Below are 19,976 nucleotides of genomic sequence, written 5' to 3'. Positions count from 1 at the left end.
GGCGCGGGCAACGCCTGGGCCACCGCTGACACTCCACCGCGCCGCGCGCGCTCAGTCAGTGATGTACCAGTCGTCCTTCATGTACTCCAGGGTGCTGGTCCCGATCTCGTTCTCGGAGAAGGTGACGGAGGCCTTGACCGCGGCGGCCGGGATGTCGAACTTGTCGGGGCTTCGTACGACGACCTTCCGCGGATCGACCGTCGCGGTCTGTAGAGCCTTCTTCTGCGTAGGCGAGATCATCTGGAACGTGACGAGGAACGTGGACGTGCACGGGCCGAACCCCTGGTCCTCCGCCTGCTTCGCCGCGGGCCCGGCCACCTCGCAGACCGTCTTGATGTCCTCCCGGCCCACGGCGTGCAGATACTCCTCGTACCGCCGGATCGCCCCTTCCTTCGTCCTGGGCGCGGCCTGGTCCGTGGGCTGTTCCGTGGGCTGTTCAGTCGGCTGGTCCGTGGGCTGTTCGGTGGGCTGGTCCGTGGGCTGGTCCTTGGGCGGCTTGTCGGCGGGCCCGCAACTGTCGTTGGTGAAGATGCCCGACAGCAGACGCCCCGGGCGCGGGCCCATCGGCCCGTTGAATCCGCTCACATGCTGCTGCGACCCCCACCACCCGGCGTACCCCCACCAGGGCTCGCGGTTGACAGGGCGGGCGTGCTCCCAAGTGCGCCACTCGGCGCCGCCCTTCGAGGGCCGATCGAGCGTGCCGTTCACCCACTGGTTCTTATCGGTCGGATAGGAGCCGTGTGAACCACGCGCCGAGTACACCGTCGGATGTCCGTCCCGCGGATCCAGTTCCGACCACTTCACACGGCACGTATCCTTGCCGTGCTTCGCGAACGTCACCGCCTCCGGCTCGCCGTCGCGCAATTGGACCGCGACGCGCTCCCAGTCGCCCTCGTGCCGATTGCCCGGGGTCAGGTTGTTGTAGGCGTAGAAGAACCAGAAGACGTACGCCGCGCGCTTCGGGTCGGTCTTGTGGTTGTGGTACTCCCAGTAGACCGGCGCGTCAGTGCCCTCACCCTTCCGCACCTCCTTCGGCGGGTCGAGATAGAAACCGCCGTCGGCCTCGGTCGAGGTGTGCCACTTGTCCCCGTGTCCGGGGCAGGACACCGGCTTGGACGAGGACTTCCCCGGCTCCACGTCCGCGTGCTTGTAGGGATTGTCCTTGCTCCCCAACTGCCGCGGGTCGGCCGGGTCGGCCACCGGCCCCTCGTCACGGCAGAAGCCATCGTGGTCGAAGCGCAGCGCGGACCGCCCGATGAACCGCGTCGCGTCCATCGGCAACAGCGACTCCCCCTTGGCGAGCCGCACCAACGGCGCGAACCGCGCGGCCTCGGCCGCGGACCCCTTCGAAGGCTCCGCCCCCGTCCACTCCTTCTCCTTCTCCGGCCCGCACGCCACCAGCGCCACCGAAAGCGACACCGCCACGCCCGCCATCACCCGCATCCGACCCAGCACCGGCTCCCCCTTCGTTCGCCCGCCACCGGCCGGCAGCATGCCAAGAGGACATTACGCGGAATCCGGCAGAACGGTTCCCCGCGCGGAAGCTCCCCAGACCGTCCGGGCCGCCGATCCCCTCCCGCTCACCGCACAGCGGTACATTCGTCGGATTCGGTCACGTCCCCCACCCCAGGGGCCCGACGACGTCTTGGAGCCGCCGTGCGTGTTGTGGTCGCCGAGGATCTGTTCCTGTTGCGGGACGGGCTGGTGCGCATGCTGGAGGCGTACGACTTCGAGGTCGTGGCCGCCGTGGAGAGCGGGCCCGAGCTGAGCAAGGCGCTGGCCGAGCTGGAGCCGGACGTGGCGGTGGTGGATGTGCGGCTGCCGCCGTCGTTCAGCGACGAGGGGCTCCAGTGCGCGCTGGCGGCGCGGCGGGCGCGGCCGGGGCTGCCGGTGCTGGTGCTGTCGCAGCATGTGGAGCAGCTGTACGCGCGGGAGCTGCTCGCGGACGGCAGCGGCGGCATCGGCTATCTGCTCAAGGACCGGGTCTTCGACGCCGATCAGTTCATCGACGCGGTGCGCCGGGTCGCCGCCGGGGGCACCGCGATGGATCCGCAGGTGATCTCGCAGCTGCTGGACCGGCGCGCCCAGGACCGGCCGCTGGGGCGGCTGACGCCGCGCGAACTGGAGGTGATGGAGCTGATGGCGGAGGGGCGGTCGAACACGGCGATCGCGGCGCAGCTGTTCGTCACCGAGCGGGCGGTCGCCAAGCACACCTCCAATATCTTCGGCAAGCTCGGCCTGCCGCCGTCGGACGACAACAACCGGCGGGTGCTGGCGGTGCTGGCCTACCTCGACCGGGGCTGAGCCGCCGGAGCCGGTCGGCCGTGCCCCCGCCTCCCGTGCGCCCCATTGCTCCCACCCCACAACGCTGGTTAAGTGCCTTGTCCATATGACCCATTGGCCGTTGTCCGTTGGGGGGCGCATGAGCGACCTGAGCAGACGCACGCTGATCGGAACCGCCGGAGCACTGGGGGCCGGGGCCACACTGGGGAGCCGGATCCCCGCGATGGCCGACGAACCGCACGACACACAGGACACCGCAGTGACCGCATTCGACACCGCTCCCGCGCGCGCCGCCCTTCGTCGGCTGCTGCCGGAACACGCCGATCAGTTCCGGCTGGTGGCGCTGGAGAAGCGGGGCGACGAGGAGCGGTTCGAGGTCGGCGGGTCCACGGGACGGCTGACGGTCTCCGGGACCAGCCCGGCGGTGCTGCTCACCGGGGTGCACTGGTACCTCAAGTACACCTGCCACGCCCAGATCACCTGGTCCGGCGATCAGCTGAACCTGCCGGGGAAGCTGCCCGCGCCCGCCGAACGCGTCACCCGCTCGACCGCGCTCCCGCACCGCTTCGCCTTCAACGACACCCACGACGGCTACACCGCGCCGTTCGCCGACTGGGACCGCTGGGAGCACCTGATCGACGTCGCGGCCCTGCACGGCTGCAACGAACTGCTGGTCACCGCCGGTCAGGAGGCCGTCTACCACCGGCTGCTCCAGGACTTCGGCTATACGGAGGAAGAGGCGCGGGCCTGGCTCCCCGCCCCCTCCCACCAGCCGTGGTGGCTGCTCCAGAACATGAGCGGTTACGGCGGCCCGGTGTCCACCGCGCTGCTGGCCAAGCGCACCGAGCTGGGGCGGCGGATCGCCGACCGGCTGCGGGAGCTGGGCATGCGACCGGTGTTCCCCGGCTACTTCGGCACCGTCCCGGACGGCTTCGCGGACCGCAACCCGGGGGGCCGTACGGTTCCGCAGGGCGACTGGAACGGGCTCAGGCGGCCCGACTGGCTCGACCCGCGCACCGAGGTGTTCCGGAAGGTGGCCGCCGCCTTCTACCGCCATCAGGACGAACTGTTCGGCGAGGCCGAGCTGTTCAAGATGGATCTGCTGCACGAGGGCGGCGACCCCGGTGACGTCCCCGTGCCGGAGGCCGCCCGCGCCGTGGAGACCTCGCTCCGGACCGCCCGCCCCGGCGCCACCTGGGTGATCCTCGGCTGGCAGGAGAACCCGCGCCGCGATCTGCTGGACGCCGTCGACCACGACCGGATGCTCATCGTGGACGGCCTGTCGGACCTGGACACCGTCACCGACCGGGAGAAGGACTGGGGCGCGGTGCCGTACGCGTTCGGCACCATCCCCAACTTCGGCGGCCGCACCACGATCGGCGCCAAGACCCATATGTGGACCAAGCGGTTCACCGTATGGCGCGACAAACCCGGCAGCAAGCTGGTCGGCACGGCCTATATGCCGGAGGCCGTCGAGCGGGATCCGGCCGCGCTCGAGCTGTTCAGCGAGTTGGCGTGGCGGGATGAGGCGGTGGACCGGGCCGAGTGGTTCCGCACCTACGCCGATGTGCGCTACGGCGGACGGGACACCAGCGCCCGGGAGGCGTTCACCGCGCTGCGCGACACCGCGTACCAGATCAGCAGCAAGGACGGCCGTCCGCATGACTCGGTGTTCGCCGCCCGGCCCTCCCTGACCGCGCGTTCGGGCACCAACTACGCCACCCACACCCCCGCCTTCGACCCGGCCGGATTCGACGTGGCCTTCGCGGCGCTGCTGGGTGTGCGCGCCGGGCTGCGCGACAGCGACGCCTACCGCCACGACCTCACCGACATCGCGCGGCAGGCGCTCGCCAACCGCTCCTGGCAGCTGATCCCGCAGCTCCAGGACGCCTACGACCGCAAGGACCGCACGGCCTTCCGGACGCTGGCCCGGCTGTGGCTCAAACTGATGCGGCTCAGCGACGACATGACCGGCGCCCACCGGCGGTTCCTGCTGGGCCCATGGCTCGAGGACGCCAAGCGGATGGCGTCGGGCGAGGAGGAGTCGGCCCAGCTGGAGCGGGCCGCGCGCACCCTCATCACCACCTGGGCGGACCGTGCCACGGCCGACGGCGGCAAGCTGGCCAACTACGCCAACCGTGACTGGAGCGGCCTCATCGCCGACTTCCACCTCCCCCAGTGGCAGTCCTATCTGGACGAGTTGGAGGACGCGCTGGCGGAGAACCGGGCGCCGCGCGCCTTCGACTGGTTCGCCGTCGAGGAGCCGTGGACGCGCGAGCGCAAGAGCTACCCGGTGCGGCCGACGGCTGACGCCCACCGCACCGCCCAGCGGGTGTACGAGGCGCTGGCCAAGGCCCCGTACCAGGGCACGCTGACCGTCACCGCCGAGCCCGCCACCCTGCCGCCCGGCGGCTCCGCGTCCCTCACCGCCGCCCTGCGCAACGTCAACGGGCTGCGCCCCACCGGCCGCGTCGACTTCGACCTCACCGTGACCGGTCTCGACCCGTCCCCGGACGGGCCGACCCGGCTGCCGGGCGTCCCGGCGGGCGGCACGGGCGAGGCGCACTGGCGGGCGACCGCACCCGACGAGCCGCTGGAGCATCCGCTCAAGCCGCTGCCGTACGAACTGGGCGTGACGTACGGGCCGCGGGGCGAGGAGCGGGTGCGGGCCGTGCGCACCGGGACGCTGTGGATCGCCGGACCGCTGGCGGACGGCCTGAAGACGGTCACCAACAGCGGTGCGGTCTTCGGCCAGTTGGACGAGCGGTTCGCGATCGACGGCGCGGGCCAGGACCTGTGGAAGGGCACCGCCGAATTCGGCTCCGTCTACCGCGATGGCGTCCTTACGGTGGGCACGGCCATGACCGTGAAGGTGGACGCCCAGGCGGTCACCGGGCCCTGGGCGCGAGCCGGGATCATCGTCCGCGACGACCTCGCCACGGCGGGCTCCCCCGGCTTTGTGAACCTCTCCGTCACCCCGGCCAACGGTGTCGTCCTGTCGTACGACTCGGGCGGCGACGGCACGCTGGACACCTACCAGCGGATCACCGGCGTCAAGGCGCCCGTCCTGCTGCGGCTGACCCGCACCGCCGCCACCTCCTACACCGGCGAGCTGTCCACCGACGACGGCGCGAGCTGGCGGAAGGTGGCCACGGTGACGGCACCGGGCGGGGCGGCCGCGCAGGACGCCGGGATCTTCATGAGCGCGGCGAACGGTGGGACGGGGGCCCGGGGGGCGGTCGAGTTCAGCGGCTGGAGGACGAGTACGCCGTAGCGGGTTGGCGTCTGTGGGGGCGGGGTTCAGCGGGTGTCCGGCGGATTGTGACGCCTGCGGCGGGCTGTTCCCCGCCCCGCCCCTTCCCGAAACCGGGGCTCCGCCCCAGCCCCCGGCCACACGACCCCGCCTGGGCACGGGCACCGGCCCGGTCGTCCGCCGCGCCGACACGATCAGCCCGCCGTGCGGGTATTCACTGCGGCGACGGTCGGTTCATCGGCGCCCGAGCTCCAGGGGCTTTGCCGCAGGACAGGGGCGCCGCCCATGGCCCCCGGGGCCTGGGGCGGAGGCCCTGCTGCGAGGTCTGGGGCGGAGCCCCAGTTGCGAGGCCCGGGACGGAGCCCCAGTTGCGAGGCCCGGGGCAGAGCCACCGCTGCGAGGCCCGGGGCGAAGCCCCCACTGCGAGAGCCCGGGGCGAAGCCCCCGCCCCGAGGCCCGGGGCAGAGCCCCCGCTGCGGGGCCTGGGGCGGAGCTCCGGCCCGGGGCCTGGGACAGAGCCCCCACTGCGGGGTCTGGGGCGGAGCCCCCACTGCGAGGCCCCGGGCGAGGCCCCCACTGCGAGGCCCGGGGCGGAGCTCCCGGCCCGAGGCCCGGGGCGAAGCCCCCACTGCGAGGCCCGGGGCGAAGCCCCCGCCCCGAGGCCCGGGGCAGAGCCCCCGCTGCGAGGTCTGGAGCGGAGCTCCCGGCCCGGGGTCTGGAGCGGAGCCCCAGTTGCGAGGCCCGGGGCGAAGCTCCCGGCCCGGGGCCCGGGGCGGAGCCCCGCTGCGGGGTCTGGGGCGGAGCCCCAGTTGTGGGAAGGGGCGGGGAGGGGAGTAGCCCGCCGCAGGCGTCACGTCCCGCCGGAAACCCCCGTAGGTGACCAACCCGGCCCGCCACTCGTTCACGAACCGTGGACCAGCACCAGGCGACAGTCGCCACCGACGACGAAACCACCGGCCTGATCGACGTCGAGCAGGCCGAGGCCGCCATCGTCGAGCACTACCCGCGGCTGGTGCGGCTCGCGTATCTCATCCTGCCGCCGGGCATCGGGCGCACTCGCCGGGTGCTCGCGGCACACGCCCTCGCCCAGCGCGCCCTGCCCCGCAACCGGGGCTACGGCACCGGCCCGGACCCGCACCCCGATGTCGAACTGCCCTGGCAGCGCGGGACGAAGGGCCCCGGGGCCGACACCGGCTACGCCTATGTGCGGCTGCGGGTGCTGCGCCTGGCGCTGCGCGCCGCCCGGCAGCGGCCCTGGTGGCAGCGGCCCCCGGTGCTGCCGCAGGTGTTCGGGCTGCGGCTGTTCCCGCGCTCCGGCGGCGCCGATGAACTCGCCCTGGAGAAGGCGATGTCGGAGCTGTCAGGCCCCGGCCGCGCCGCGTACGTCCTGCTGGAGCTGGAGCAGCTGGACGAGCACGAGACGCGCGCCCTGCTGCGCGCCGCGGGCGTCGCCGACGCCCGGGACGCGGTGGACGAGGCGGAGTCGGTGCCGGATCCGGCGGGCAGCCGGGACGAATCGCTGCTGGAGTCGGCGGAGTTCGACCCGTGTTCGCTCCAGGCGCGGCCCACCGATCTGATGCGCCGCCGTCAGCATCTGCGGGCGGTGCTGGTGGCCGTGGTGGCGCTGGTGGTGTGCGGGACGCTGCTGGGTATGCCGGGGCGGGGCTGGGGGCCGAGCGGCGCCGCCGCGCCCTCGTACGCCCGCAATCCCGCCTCCGAACGTGCCCTGGACCCGGACAGGTTGACCCGCGCCGCGCCCGACGCCTGGCGCACCGCCTCCCGCGCCGACTTCTCCTCCTGGCCCGCGCGCGGCGACCGGGTCCGGGACACCGCGCTGCTGCGCCGCGCGCTGGCCGTATGGGCGCGGCCGGGCGGTTCGGTGCGGGTGTCGGCCACCATGGGCACGCAGTCCGGGCCGCCGTCGGGGCCGCCGCAGCTGCTGTTCGCGGGCGAGGTGGACCAGGCCACCGTGGTGCTGCTGTACGACGGGCTGCGGGTGGCGCGGTACGCGGAGGCGGGTGAGGGCGGCGCGGTCGCGCTGGACTTCGCCCGGCTGGACGCCGCGGACGCGGGCACCTCGACCGCGCTGGTCCTCAGCCGCACGGACGGCAACGTCCGCTATCTGACCGCCCCTTGGGTGCGGCACGCCTGGGTGCGGGACCTGCTGCACCCGGCCATGACACCGCGCGCGCTGCGCCGCACCGGGGACGGGGTGACCGACCCGGTGCGCACCGTTCCGCGGCTGCGCCCCTGCCGTGGCTGGCCCGCGCTCCAGTTCGGCTCGCGGCTGGTGGCCGACCTCGGCGAACTGGCCCCGGCCCGGCTCACCTACGGCACGCCGGGCGCCGGGGTGCGCGATGTGGCGGGGCGGGCGGCCCGGACCAGCTGGGCCAGGACCGGATGCCGGCTGGCGATGATGCGGGCGCGCGGGGTGCGCTCGGTCAACGCCTGGCGGTTCGCCGCCCAGGCCCTGCCGGAGGCGGGCGGCCACGCCGCCTGGCTGTGCACCCGGGCCGACACCTGGCGGGGCACGGGCAGCAAGGTCCTGGCCCAGTTCCAGCCCTGGGACACCCGCCGGGGCAAGGCGGGCGCGGTCGCGGCGGGCGCCGAGAACTCCCCCGCCTGCGGCCCGCGCGAGCCGCGGGTGCTGGCGGGGGTGCTGTGGAAGGCGCGGTCCGGCCACTGGTATCTGCTGGCCGCCGGAAGCCGCCAGGTGACCGGCATCGTCGCCACCGGCGGCGTCCGGGGCCGCTCCTACGGCCGCGGCCTGACCCTCCCCGCGAAGGCAGGCGCCCGCGCCGACCTGAGGGCCCGCCTGGCGAACGGTGACCGAATGGGCTCCTTGCGCTAGGGGGTACGGCGGGTCCTTCCCCTCCCCGCCCCTTCCCGTAACCAGGAGCTCCGCCCCCGGACCCCGGGGTCCGGGGACGGAACCCCGGACGTTCCCCTGACGCCCTGGCACGCAGAACGGCGGTACCTGGCGACTGGGACCAACAGCTGACCGCACCGGGGCGACCGGGCCGGGGGCGTCCCCCTCCCCGCCCCTTCCCGTAACCAGGAGCTCCGCCCCCGGACCCCGGAGTCTGGGGGCGGAACCCCGGTCGATGGTCTGGGGCGGAGCCCCGGACGATGGTCTTGGGCAGAGCCCCGACCCGAGGCCTGAGGCAGAGCCCCAATCCGGCCTGGGGCAGAGCCCCACCCCAAGGCCCGGAGCAAAGCCCCGACCCGAGGCCTGAGGCAGAGCCTCGGCCCAAGGCCCGGAGCACAACCCGACCCAAGGCCCGGAGCGGAGCCCCAATCCGAGGCCTGGGACAGAGCCCCAATCCGGTCTGGGGCAGAGCCCCGACTCAAGGCCCGGAGCAGAACCCGACCCAAGGCCCGGAGCACAACCCGACCCAAGGCCCGGAGCAGAACCCGACCCAAGGCCTGGGGCAGAGCCCCGATCCGAGGTCTGGGGCAGAGCCCCAGTTTCGGGGTCTGGGGCGGAGCCCCAGTTTCGGGAAGGGGCGGGGAGGGGAGCAGCCCGCCGCAGGCGCCACGATCCGCCGGACGTGCCCCGACCTGCCGTCGATCTGTTCAGCGCCCGACGGCCCCGGACGCCCGGAAGACGGCCACCGTGCGGCCGGGCACGGTGAAGGTGCCGGTCGCGCGCTCGTAGCCGGACGTCCGCACCGTGGCGTCGGCGCCCCGCGCCTGGACCGGGTGGAGGGCGTACGGGGCCCCGGCCAGGGTGGGGACGGTCTGCGACTGCCGGGACGGGGTCGCGTTGAAGACCACGACAAGCGGGCCGAGCCGCATGGTGATGACGCCCGGGGTCTCCCCGGTCCCGGACAGCGGGAAGGACAGCGCCCGCTGCACCCCCTCCGCCGTGGTCTGGCCGAACACCTTTTCGGTGGTACGGATCCGCAGCAGATCCCGGTAGGCCGCCGAGGCACCCGTGATCTCGGAACAGCCGGGGCGAGCCAACGCATCGGTCAACAGGGGCTTGGCGTAAGGCCACTTGGACTCGTTGTCCGCCGCTGGGGGCAGCCCCCGGCCGAAGCCGTTTCCGGACGCGCAGTCCCAATGGATGGCGTTGAACCAGTCCCCGCTGTCGAAGGAGTTGCGGTCCAGCGACTTCGAACGCAGCAGATCGCTGCCCGCCTGACTGAGCGCCGGCCCCTGGGAGAGGGTGGCGGTGGCCAGGGCCACCACCTGCGCCCTGGCCCGGTCGGCGGCCGAGGTGGTGGTGGGGAGCTTGTAGGCGAGCGCGTCGTACAGGGTCTCGTTGTCATGGGCGTCGGCGTAGGCGAGCGCGTCGCCGGGGGCGGCGGCGTAACCGGCCGGGGAGCCGTTGTAGTCGACCTCGGACCCCTTGACCCGGCGCCCGCCGGTGTCGGTGAAGGTGTAGTCGGCGAGGTTGCCGGAGAGCCCGACCTTGATCAGGTCCTGGGCGTGCAGTAGTCGGGCCCGCTGCTCGTCCCGGCCGCCGTTGGCCGGTGAGCCGTTGGGGTCGGTGAAGAGCCCGGAGGCGAAGCCCTGGACGCGGGGGTCCTCGTCGAACGGCCCGCCGCCGCGCACCGCGTCCCGCGCCCGGTCGCTGAAGGTGGCGATGCCGGTGCCGGCCATGTTGCGCTGGGTGGCCTGGACGAAGCGGGCGTCGTCGGCCGCCTCGCCGAAGTTCCAGCCCTCGCCGTAGAGGATGATCGACTTCCCGTCCACCCCGTCCTTGGCGGGGGTCAGGGCGTCGAGGGCCTTGCGTACGGCCAGGATGTTGGCCTTGGGGTGGTGGCCCATGAGGTCGAAGCGGAAGCCGTCGACCTTGTACTGCCTGGCCCAGGTGACGATCGAGTCCACCACCAGCTTGCCCATCATCGCGTGCTCGGGCGCGGTGCCGGGGCAGCAGGTGGAGGTGGCCACGCCGCCGTCGTCCAGCAGCCGCTGGTAGTAGCCGGGCACGATGCGGTCGAGCACCGACTCGGAGTCCTGCCCCGCGGCCACGGTGTGGTTGTAGACCACGTCCATGACGGTGCGCAGCCCGGCGTGGGCCAGCCCCTGCACCATCCGCCGGAACTCACGGGTGCGGGCCGGGCCGTCCGGGTCGCTCGCGTAAGACCCCTCCGGCACGGTGTAGTGCAGCGGGTCGTAGCCCCAGTTGTAGCCGTCCCTGTCCGCCGTCCCGGCCACGCACTTCTGCTGCTGGTCGGAGTCGGCGGGCAGGGCGGCCAGATCGCAGCCGGGCCGGGCCTGGTCGGACCGCCGCTCCGGGACGGTGCCGAAGTCGAAGGCGGGCAGGAGGTGGACGTACGAGGTGCCGGAGCGGGCCAGCCGCGTGAGGTGGCGCATCCCGTCCGAGCCGCGGTCGGTGAAGGCGAGGTACTGGCCGGGGTGGGCGCTGGTGCGGTCCGCGATGGAGAAGTCTCGGATCTGGAGCTCCTGGATCCGGGCGTCGCGCAGCGGGACGGCCTTGGGCTTCTTCAGCGACGCCCAGCCGGCGGGGGCGAGCCGGGGATCGGCCAGATCGGTGACCAGGCTGCGGGCGGAGTCGGCGGTCAGGGCGGTGGAGTAGGGGTCGGTGACCTCGTTGGTGACGGTCTTCCCGACGCTCGGCGCCCAGACCCGGACCCGGTAGCGGTACGGCTTGTCCCGCCAGCCGGGGCTCCCGGTCACGCTCCACACCCCGCTGCCGGGGTCCCGCCGCATGGCGACGGTGCGCCCGTCGAGGTCGAGCGAGACGTCTTGGGCGGTCGGCGCCCAGACGGAGAGGGTGGGACGGCCGCCGTGGAAGACCGGGCCGAGACGGGCCCGGCGCGCCCGGCCGGCGTAGAGGTCGTCCAGGACGCCGGGGATCTGCACCCCGGTGCGGTGCAGTACGTGGTCGCGGTCGTCGGCCGCGCGCTGGACGGCGGTGAGCGGGCCGCGCAGCGCCGTGGCGGCCTTGTCGCGGTCGCGCGGGTCGAGCCGATAGGCGGGGCGGTCGGCCAGGTGCGGGTAGGCGGCCTTCTGGGCGTCGGTCAGGGCGGACGGGGCCAGCCGCAGGGTGCCACCGGCCGCGGAGCGCAACTCCTCGGCGGTCGCGGCGGTGTGCTCGACCTTCCAGACGACGGTGGCGCGGTCGATCCACTGCGCCTCGGCGGTGGCGGCGGTCGCTGCCGTGGCCCGGGCGGTCTGCGAGACGGCGGGCACGGCCGCAGCGCCCAGCGCCAGGGTGGCGAGCGCGGCGGCGGTGCGGAAGAGGGTGGCTCTCGGGGGTTTCACGGGGCTGGTGGCTCCTTGAGGTGTGGTGTGGATGTGGGCTCCGCGTCCACGTCCCCGGGCGGGGCGGGGCCACCCGGCCCCGCCCGCGGAGTGGGACGGACGTCGGGACGGTGCCCGAGGCAGGGACGGTGCCCGGGGCGGTACCCCGGTGCCCGGGGCGGTACCCGGTGCCCGGGGCAGAGGCGCAGCCCGGGACGGCGCCCGGTGCGATGCCCGGGCAGGGGCGGAGCCCGAGGGGGAACCCGGGGTCCGGGGCGGGGGCGCAGCCCAGGGTCCAAGCCGGAACCCCTGCCCCTGCCCCTGCCCCGGGGCAGGGGCAGGGGCAGGGGGCGGAGCCCCTTGCCTCCGGGCCCACCGGTGAAGGCGGCGGCCTACCCGCAGCTACCCGCGCCCGAGTGCAGCGCCACCGCCGTGTTCGCGCCCAGCGTGGCCGTGAACTGGCCCGAGGAGTCGACCGTGACGGACTTGCCGCTCTGGACGTCGCAGTAGCCGCCCGCCGGGAGCGAGGTCTGGAAGGTGCGGGTCAGGGAGCCGCTCTCGTGGTTGATGGCCACGTACGCCTTGTCGCCGCGTCCGAACGCGATGGCGTTGTTGCCGTTGTCCCACCAGTTGGTCACCGAGGCGCCCCGGGCCGTGTTGCGGAAGGCGACCATGCTCATGATCTCGGGCCATTTGTGCTGGCACTTCCAGCCGTCCTGGTAGCAGGCGCCCACCGCGCCGCCGTTCGGCGGGCCCGCGTCGTCGTCGCTGAACTCGTAGCCGGAGTGGACGTCCGGGGAGCCGTACGGCCAGGCCAGCATGAAGACGTTGGCCAGGGTGTAGTCGGCGCCGTCTCGGTAGGTGAGGGTCGAGCCGTTGCGCTCGGTGTCCCAGTTGTCGACGAAGACACCGGACTGGCCGCTGGCCATATAGCCCCAGCCCTCGCCGAAGTTCTTCAGATACGCGAGCTTCTCGCCCTGGAACACCCGCTTGAGGTCACGGCCGTAGCGGAATTCCTGCACATCGCCGTTGCGCAGATACTCCGTCGGGGAGACCGCCTCGCCCTCGCCGTAGATGACCTCCTGCTTCCAGTAGACGCCCGGGGCGCTCAACTTGCTCTTTATGGCGGCCAGATCGTCCGCCGGTATGTGCTTGGCGCCGTCGACGCGGAAGCCGTCCACGCCGAGCGAGAGCAGGTCGTCGAGGTACTGCGCGAGCCGGGTCCGGACGTACTCCTCACCGGTGTCCAGGTCGGCGAGGCCCACCAGCTCGCAGTGCTGTACGTTCCAGCGGTCCTGGTAGTTGCTGATCTGCGCGGTGCAGTCGTCCATGTCCTGGGGCTGGTAGATCCCGGGGTAGTCGTACTTGGTGTACGAGGAACCGCCGGTGCCGGTGCCGGATCCGGCGGACATGTGGTTGATGACGGCGTCGGCCACCACCTTCACGCCCGCGGCGTTGCAGGCGTCGACCATGTTCTTGAAGGCGCTGCGGTCACCGAGCCGCCCCGCGATCTTGTAGCTGACGGGCTGGTAGGAGGTCCACCACTGGCCGCCCTGGATGTGCTCGGTGGCCGGGGACACCTCGACATAGCCGTATCCGGCGGGGCCCAGGGTGCTGGTGCACTCCTTGGCGACGGAGTCGTACTTCCACTCGAAGAGTTCGGCGGTGACGTCCTTGGTGCCGGGCGGTGTCGCCCGCGCGGTCTGGGGCAGTGCGACGAGCGTCACCGCGCTCGCCGCGAGGGCGAGCGCGGTGGCGAGGGGGATGCGGCTGCTGGCCATCGTTCCTCCGTGGGGGGAGTTCGGGGTGCCGATCGAGCCTCGTACGGCAACGCGCCATGCCCGTAAGGCCAGTTGAAGGTTCTTGCTGCAAGACGTCAGTGGTGGGGTGGTGACGGGACCGTACTCGCGAGTTTTTGTTGTTGCAAGACCTTTCGCAAGCAATTGCGGCGGTGTTACGTTCAACCACGTTCTCCGATCCGGCCGGCCGGGGGCCCGGTCAACGGGCCCCACGCGCCCGGCCGGTCGGATCGGTTCGGGGGACGGAGCGTCAGTCCCGGGCCGCGACGGACATTTCCCCGAGGAGGGACCAATCTTCCTGGGGCACGTTCATATTGACGATCCGCGGCGTCTCCACCAGGTGCGGCGGCAGTGTCCGCTGCGCGGCCCGGAAGTGCGGCGAGTTGACGTGTGCCGCGCCGGCCTCCTCGTCGCGGAACGCCTCGACCAGAACGTATTCGCCCGGGTCCTCCACGCTGCGGGACCAGTCGAACCACAGGCACCCCGGCTCGGCGCGGGTGTCCCGGGTGAAGTCGGCCGCGATCTCGGGCCAGCGGTCCGCGTCCTCGGGCAGCACATGGAACTTCGCGGTGATGAAGATCATCGATAAGCCTTTCGTCGGTGGCGATCAGCCGGTTCCCCGATGGGCGACCGGCCGGGTTACGGGATCGGCGGTCAGGGGACGAGAACGGCGCGTCCGCGGATCCGGCCGGCATCGAGGTCGTCCAGGGCTTCCTGGAAACGGTCCAGGGGGTACGTGGTGGTGTGCAGGCGCACGCGGTCCTGTGCGGCGAGCACCATCAACTCGCACAGGTCGGTGTAGGAACCGACGAGGTTGCCGATGAAATTGATCTCGGCGGAGATGATGTCGATCGTCGGGATGTCGAGGTTCTCTCCGTACCCCACCACGTGGTAGTCGCCCGCGCGGCGCAGCATGCCGACGCCGTCCCGGGTCGCGCCGCCTTCGCCGACGAAGTCGACGACCGCCTCGGCGCCCTGCCCGCCCGTCAGCTCCAGCACTTCCTCGACCTGGTCCCCGCTTGCCACGACCCCGTGGTCGGCGCCGATGGAGACGGCCAGCTCCACCGCGTCGGGGTTGCGGTCGACCACGATGAGTTCGGCGGCCGTGATGGCCTTCAGCACCTGTACGCCGATGTGTCCGAGCCCTCCCGCGCCGATGATCACGCACCTGGTCCCGGGGCGCAGCCGGCCGGCGGCCTTGGCCGCCGCGTGATAGGCGGTGAGCCCCGCGTCGGCGAGCGCGGCCACGTCGGCGGGCTCGAGGGAGCCGTCGAGCTTCACGACGCTGCGGGCCGAGGTCTTCAGGTACTCGGCGTAGCCGCCGTGGGTGTCGATTCCGGGGAAGAGGCTCTGCCCGCAGTGGACGTCGTCGCCGGCCCGGCAGGCCGGGCACAGACCGCAGGTGATCAGGGGGTGCACGATGACCTTGTCGCCCTCGGCGACGTTGGTGACCGCGCTGCCGACCGCATGGACCCAGCCGGCGTTCTCGTGCCCGATGGTGTAGGGCAGGCTCACCCCGGACTTGTCCGCCCACTGTCCTTCGAGGATGTGGAGATCGGTGCGGCACACGCCCGCCCCGCCGACCTTGACGATCACGTCGTACGGGCCGGTGATCTCCGGATGCGGTACGTCGGCCATGCGCGGGCTCTGGCCGTAGCCCACGACCTGGACTGCCTTCATCGAGTGTTCTCCTTCCTGGGGATGGTGGCGCGTTCCTCCGGGACGGTGGCGCGCGAGTACCCCGCGCGGGGAAACTGACCGGCCCCGGGGCGGCCGCGCCCTTCGAAGAGGCACGCTAGGCAGCGTTGACGCACGTCAGCGAGTGCCGGGTGTCTCACTTCGAGACACTCGCGTCGCTGGGCGGTCCCGGTCGGCAGTACCGTGACCACGGTCGCCGTGTCCTTACGGAGGTCGAAGTGGACAGCCACCGCCTGGCCCCGCGCCTGCTGGCATCGTGGCAGCGCAGCCGGCGCTACGGTCTGTCGCCGGAGGAGATGCGGCCGGTGTTCACCGGTTCGGTGGACACGGCCTCCCTGTTCTACGAGTGCGGCCATGAAGTGCTGCGGGGCCTGCGGGACACGCTCGCCAACGAGGCGGTCAGCATGATGATCGCCGACAGCGACGGCCTGGTGCTGTGCCGGGTGTGCGACGACGCCTCGATCAGCCGGTCCCTAGACCGGGTCCATCTGGCACCCGGTTTCTCCTTCGCCGAACGCGACGTGGGCACCAACGGGCTCGGCCTGGCCCTGACGGACCGGGTTCCCTCACTGGTGAGAGCGGACGAGCACTACTGCGCCGGCCTGCGGGGATACACCTGTGCCGCGGCACCGGTGCTCGACCCGGGGACCGGTGGGCTCGTCGGCAGCGTCAACCTCACCACCTGGTCCGACTCGTCCTCGAAGCTGTTGCTGGCCCTCGCGCAAGCCGCCGCCGGGAACACGGCGGCGCTCATGCTGGCCCGAGGGACCGGCCGGAGGGTCCCGCCGTCCCCCCGGGGCGAGGTGTTCCGCGTGTATGCCGACCGGTACCACCAGCACGACCACACCCACCAGGCGCTCTCCCCCGGCTGGACGGACGCCGTTGCAGCCGCGCGCACGGCCTCGGTCCGCGGACGGATCGTCGCGGTGGTCGGTGAACCGGGAGCGGGGAAGGCCGCACTGGCCGCCACCGCCCGTCGGCAGACCGGGGCGCGGGAACGCCTGCTCAGCGCCCGCGCACCCGCGCCCGGCGACGTCGCCGCGTGGCTGGCTCTGTGGGCCCCCGAGCTGGGCAAGGACAGCACCTGCGTCCTCGTCTCCGGGGTGGACCGGCTGCCGGCGTGGGCGGCCACCGAGCTGGCCCGGCTGTTCGACGAGGCGCGCCGGGTGGCCGGGGAGGGGGCCGGGCGGCTGCCGCCGTTCGCGGTGACGGCCCAACGGTACTCCGCGATCCCGGACGTGCTGAGGCCACTGGTCGACACCGTGGTCGAGGTGCCCGCCCTGCGCTTCCGTCCCGACGACATCCTGCCGCTGGCCCGCCACTTCGCGGGGCGGCACCGCGGGCCCACGGTGACGTTCACGCCCGCGGCGGCCCGCGCGCTGACGTCCTACGACTGGCCCGAGAACGTCGGACAGCTGCGCCGGGTGGTGTGTGAGGCGGCGTCGAGGACGGACGTGATCGACACCCGTCACCTCCCGGCCGAGGTGTTCACCGGCTCGAGCGGCCAGCTGACCCGGCTTCAGCTCCTCGAACGGGACGAGATCGTGCGCTGTCTGACCGAACCGGGCACGACGGTGGCGCAGGCGGCGGCGAAGATGGGCATGGGCCGCGCCACCGTCTACCGCAAGATGGCCCGCTACGGCATCCGGGTGCCCGGTCAGCGAAGGGGCGCCGGCCCCTGACCGGTCGGCGACGCCTGACCGGTCAGCGGCGCCTGACCGGTCGGCGGTGCCTGCGCCGTGGAGCCACGCACGACCAGGTCCGGCTGGAAGACGAACTCCGTGTGCTGGACCGGGTTTCCGGCCATCTCCTCCAGCAGCGCCCCCACCGCCGCCGTCGCCATCGACTGCACCGGCTGGCGGACGGTGGTCAGCGGCGGATCGGTGAAGGCGATCAGCGGGGAGTCGTCGAAGCCGACCACCGACACATCGTGCGGCACCCGCAGCCCGCGCCGGGCCGCCTCCCGGATCACCCCGAGCGCCATCAGATCGCTGCCGCACACGATGCCCGTACAGCCCTGGTCAAGCAGCGTGGCCGCCGCCACCTGCCCGCCCTCGACGCTGAAGAGCGTATGCCGCACCAACTCCCGTGCCTCGTCCGCCGGTCGGCCCAGCAGTTCCGCGCTCGCCGAGAGGAATCCCTCGACCTTGCGCAGCGCGGGGACATAGCGGGCGGGCCCCACCGCGAGGCCGATCCGGTGGTGGCCGAGCGCGGTCAGGTGGCGGACGGCCATCCGCGCCGCCGCCCGGTCGTCGGGCGAGACGAACGTGGCCTGGATCTGCTCGTGGTAGCCGTTGATCAGCACGAACGGCACCTTGCGCCCGGCCAGCCGGGCATAGCGGGCGGGGTCGGCCGTGGTGTCGGCGTGCAGTCCGGACATGAAGACGATGCCCGCCACATCGCGCTCCTCCAACTGCTCCACCAACTCGTCCTCGGTCGCGCCGCCGGGCATCTGGGTGCACAGGATCGGGGTGTAGCCATGACCGGCCAGCACCTGCTCGATGATCTGGGCGAAGGCGGGGAAGACCGGGTTGGTCAGCTCCGGGATGACCAGGCCGACCAGCCCGGCGCTGCGCCGCCGCAGCCGTACCGGCCGTTCGTAGCCGAGGACGTCGAGCGCGGCGAGCACCCGTTGCCGGGTGGTGGCCGCCACGCCCGCCTTGCCGTTGAGCACCCGGCTGACGGTGGCCTCGCTGACCTTGGCCTGGGCGGCGATATCGGCGAGCCGCGGCGGCGCCCCCGGCGGGCCCACCGGGGATGGGCCCGCCGCCGGTGCCACTGGGGATGGGCCCGCCCCGGGTGAACCCACCGGAGATGGGCCCGCCTCCCGTGCGCCCGCCGCCAGCGGACCCCCCGCCACCGAACCCGTCACGACTTGGTCGCCCCGGCCGTGAGCCCCGCCACCAGATGGCGCTGGGCCCAGGAGAACACCAGCGCCGCCGGGATGGCGATCATGACGGCCGCGGCCGTCATGGAACCCCAGTCGGAGGTGTACTGGTTGACGAAGGTCTGGAGCCCCGCCGCGAGCGTGAGGTTCTCCTCCCCCGTCATAAAGGCGGAGGCGTAGGCCACCTCGGCCCAGGCGGTGATGAAGGTGTAGAACGCCGTCACCGCGAGCCCCGGCTTGGCCAGCGGGACGACCAGCCGCCAGAAGGTCCCGAAGGGGTTGAGCCCGTCGACCCGGCCCGATTCGTCGATCTCCACCGGGATGGTGTCGAAGAAGCCCTTCATCATCCAGGCGCAGAACGGCACGGCCACGGTGAGGTAGGTGACGATGAGCGAGATCGGCTGGTTGAGCCAGCCCAGCGTCGACATGATGTTGTACAGCGGCACGATGAGGATGGCCACCGGGAACATCTGGGTGATCAGCAGCAGCCACATCAGCGGGCGCATCCCGGGGAACCGGAAGCGGCTGACGGCGTAGCCGGTGGTGGCCGCGACGAAGACGCCCAGGAGCGTGGTGATGACCACGATGAACAGCGAGTTGCCGAACCAGGTCAGGAACTCGGTGTCGCCCAGGACGTGTTGGTAGTTCCGCAGCGTCGGGTCCTTCACCACATCGGTGCTGAACGCCTCGGTCTTGGGCTTGAACGAGGTCACCACCAGCCACAGCGGCGGGAAGACCGCGACCGCGGAGGCGATGACGAGCGTGGTGTGCAGCCCTACGGAGGCGAGCGGGCCGCGTCGTTGGTCGCGCATGGCTACCACACCTCTCCCTGCTTGCGGAGCGAACGGCGGTAGATCACCGCGAAGAGCATGAGGATGAGCAGGATCAGCACACCCCATGCCGAGGCGCCGGCGAAGTCGCGCGGGCTGTTGACGAAGGAGAGCCGGTAGGCGTACGTCACCAGGATCTCGGTGGAGTCGCCGGGTCCGCCGCGGGTCAGCAGGAAGATCACCGGGAACATGTTGAACGTCCAGATGGTCGACAGCAGGATCACGGTGGAGCTGACCGAGCGCAGCCCGGGCAGGGTGATGTGGCGGAACCGCTGCCAGGGGCTCGCCCCGTCCATCTCGGCGGCCTCGTACAGCTCACCGGGGATGGACTGGAGCCCGCCGAGCAGCGCGACCAGCATGAACGGCACCCCGAGCCAGATGTTCACGGCGATCACCGAGACCTTGGCCATGGTGGGGTCGTTCAGCCAGGGCACCGCGTCGATCCCGCCGCCGTGCAGCACCTTGTTGAGGATGCCGTTCTTCTCGTTGTAGAGCAGCCGCCAGGCGAAGACGGAGACGAAGGCGGGGACGGCCCAGGGCAGGATCAGCAGCGACCGGTAGAGGGTGCGCCCGGCGAACCGCCGGTTGAGCAGCACGGCCAGGCCCAGGCCGATCGCGAAGGTGAGCGCCACACAGCTGACGGTCCAGGTGACGGTCCAGCTCAGCCGGTCCCAGAAGACCTGGTCCTCGAGGATCGCCCGGAAGTTGTCGAGGCCGACGGTCTGGTAGGTGGCGGGGATGTGGTTGATCCCGATGGTGCGCTCGACATTGGCCTCGTTGGCGTCGGTCAGCGACAGATAGACGCCGCGGACCAGCGGATAGCCGATGATCAGCCCGATGACGAGCACGACGGGCGCGACCATGGCCCAGGCGTACCAGTGGCGGGCGAGCGCGTTGCGGATCCGGCGCGGCGGTGGGGTGCCCGCCTTGTGGACCCGGCCGCCCCGGCCGCGGGCGCCCTTCGCGCCCGCGGCCGGGTCCATGGCCGGGCTGGTGTCGACAGCCATCGT

11 protein-coding genes and 1 pseudogene are annotated in these 19,976 nt (G+C 72.5%); 4 read left to right on the top strand and 8 right to left on the bottom strand.

The features are described from left to right. Window positions 1-51 precede the first annotated feature (51 nt). A complete protein-coding gene (locus tag ABD329_RS37880; RefSeq protein WP_309142788.1) occupies window positions 52-1,455 on the bottom strand; it encodes a PT domain-containing protein in 1,404 nt (467 codons plus the stop codon). A 201-nt stretch (window positions 1,456-1,656) separates the two neighbouring features. On the opposite strand from ABD329_RS37880, the gene ABD329_RS37875 reads away from it, so the two are divergent. From ABD329_RS37875 to ABD329_RS37865, 3 genes are all read left to right on the top strand, one after another. Beyond that, complete coding sequence (locus ABD329_RS37875; protein WP_086880440.1) at window positions 1,657-2,304, top strand: LuxR C-terminal-related transcriptional regulator; 648 nt, start codon at window positions 1,657-1,659, stop codon at window positions 2,302-2,304. Between the two features lie 118 nt (window positions 2,305-2,422). Next, window positions 2,423-5,557: an alpha-N-acetylglucosaminidase gene (locus ABD329_RS37870; protein ID WP_198278581.1), complete on the top strand. Its 3,135-nt coding sequence runs from the start codon at window positions 2,423-2,425 to the stop codon at window positions 5,555-5,557. A gap of 889 nt (window positions 5,558-6,446) precedes the next feature. Beyond that, a complete protein-coding gene (locus ABD329_RS37865) occupies window positions 6,447-8,387 on the top strand; it encodes a hypothetical protein (protein ID WP_198282254.1) in 1,941 nt (646 codons plus the stop codon). Window positions 8,388-9,112: 725 nt separating this feature from the next. On the opposite strand, the pseudogene pulA reads toward ABD329_RS37865, so the two are convergent. The 4 genes and pseudogenes from pulA to ABD329_RS37845 form a co-directional block, all read right to left on the bottom strand. Continuing rightward, window positions 9,113-11,653 (bottom strand): annotated as a pseudogene (pulA, locus tag ABD329_RS37860) (pullulanase-type alpha-1,6-glucosidase); the annotation flags it as partial. Window positions 11,654-12,144: 491 nt separating this feature from the next. Beyond that, window positions 12,145-13,533 (bottom strand): alpha-amylase, encoded by a 1,389-nt coding sequence (locus ABD329_RS37855; RefSeq protein ID WP_344317572.1) that lies wholly within the window; start codon window positions 13,531-13,533, stop codon window positions 12,145-12,147. A 268-nt stretch (window positions 13,534-13,801) separates the two neighbouring features. Further along, window positions 13,802-14,134 carry a putative quinol monooxygenase gene (locus ABD329_RS37850; protein WP_198280993.1) on the bottom strand — a complete coding sequence of 111 codons (333 nt, stop codon included), beginning with the start codon at window positions 14,132-14,134 and terminating at the stop codon, window positions 13,802-13,804. 71 nt (window positions 14,135-14,205) lie between these two features. Then, the gene (locus tag ABD329_RS37845) at window positions 14,206-15,231 is read right to left on the bottom strand and encodes an NAD(P)-dependent alcohol dehydrogenase (RefSeq protein ID WP_198280992.1); all 1,026 of its coding nucleotides are present in this window, start codon (window positions 15,229-15,231) and stop codon (window positions 14,206-14,208) included. Window positions 15,232-15,467: 236 nt separating this feature from the next. Between ABD329_RS37845 and ABD329_RS37840 the strand changes: the two genes are divergently transcribed. Then, a complete protein-coding gene (locus tag ABD329_RS37840) occupies window positions 15,468-16,931 on the top strand; it encodes an AAA-type ATPase lid domain-containing protein (RefSeq protein ID WP_309142906.1) in 1,464 nt (487 codons plus the stop codon). On the opposite strand, the gene ABD329_RS37835 is transcribed toward ABD329_RS37840, so the two are convergent. The 3 genes from ABD329_RS37835 to ABD329_RS37825 all read right to left on the bottom strand — a co-directional run bounded on the left by ABD329_RS37835 (window position 16,907) and on the right by ABD329_RS37825 (window position 19,973). After that, on the bottom strand, window positions 16,907-18,001 hold the full coding sequence (locus ABD329_RS37835) for a LacI family DNA-binding transcriptional regulator (protein WP_198280991.1): 1,095 nt from the start codon (window positions 17,999-18,001) through the stop codon (window positions 16,907-16,909). The genes ABD329_RS37840 and ABD329_RS37835 overlap by 25 nt on opposite strands. Window positions 18,002-18,117: 116 nt before the next feature. Next, the gene (locus tag ABD329_RS37830) at window positions 18,118-18,948 is read right to left on the bottom strand and encodes a sugar ABC transporter permease (RefSeq protein WP_198280847.1); all 831 of its coding nucleotides are present in this window, start codon (window positions 18,946-18,948) and stop codon (window positions 18,118-18,120) included. A gap of 2 nt (window positions 18,949-18,950) precedes the next feature. After that, window positions 18,951-19,973, bottom strand: coding sequence for a carbohydrate ABC transporter permease (locus ABD329_RS37825; protein ID WP_198280848.1), 1,023 nt, complete (start codon window positions 19,971-19,973; stop codon window positions 18,951-18,953). Window positions 19,974-19,976 lie beyond the last annotated feature (3 nt).

This window comes from Streptomyces javensis (genome assembly GCF_039525925.1).
Taxonomy (GTDB): domain Bacteria; phylum Actinomycetota; class Actinomycetes; order Streptomycetales; family Streptomycetaceae; genus Streptomyces; species Streptomyces asiaticus.
This window is presented reverse-complemented; position numbering and strand designations above follow the sequence as displayed.

Coding starts and splice junctions, on each gene's coding strand:
- ABD329_RS37870 (WP_198278581.1), top strand. CDS start 2,423: ATGAGCGACCTGAGCAGACGCACGCTGATCGGAACCGCCGGAGCACTG.
- ABD329_RS37855 (WP_344317572.1), bottom strand. CDS start 13,533: ATGGCCAGCAGCCGCATCCCCCTCGCCACCGCGCTCGCCCTCGCGGCG.
- ABD329_RS37850 (WP_198280993.1), bottom strand. CDS start 14,134: ATGATCTTCATCACCGCGAAGTTCCATGTGCTGCCCGAGGACGCGGAC.
- ABD329_RS37845 (WP_198280992.1), bottom strand. CDS start 15,231: ATGAAGGCAGTCCAGGTCGTGGGCTACGGCCAGAGCCCGCGCATGGCC.
- ABD329_RS37830 (WP_198280847.1), bottom strand. CDS start 18,948: ATGCGCGACCAACGACGCGGCCCGCTCGCCTCCGTAGGGCTGCACACC.
- ABD329_RS37825 (WP_198280848.1), bottom strand. CDS start 19,973: ATGGCTGTCGACACCAGCCCGGCCATGGACCCGGCCGCGGGCGCGAAG.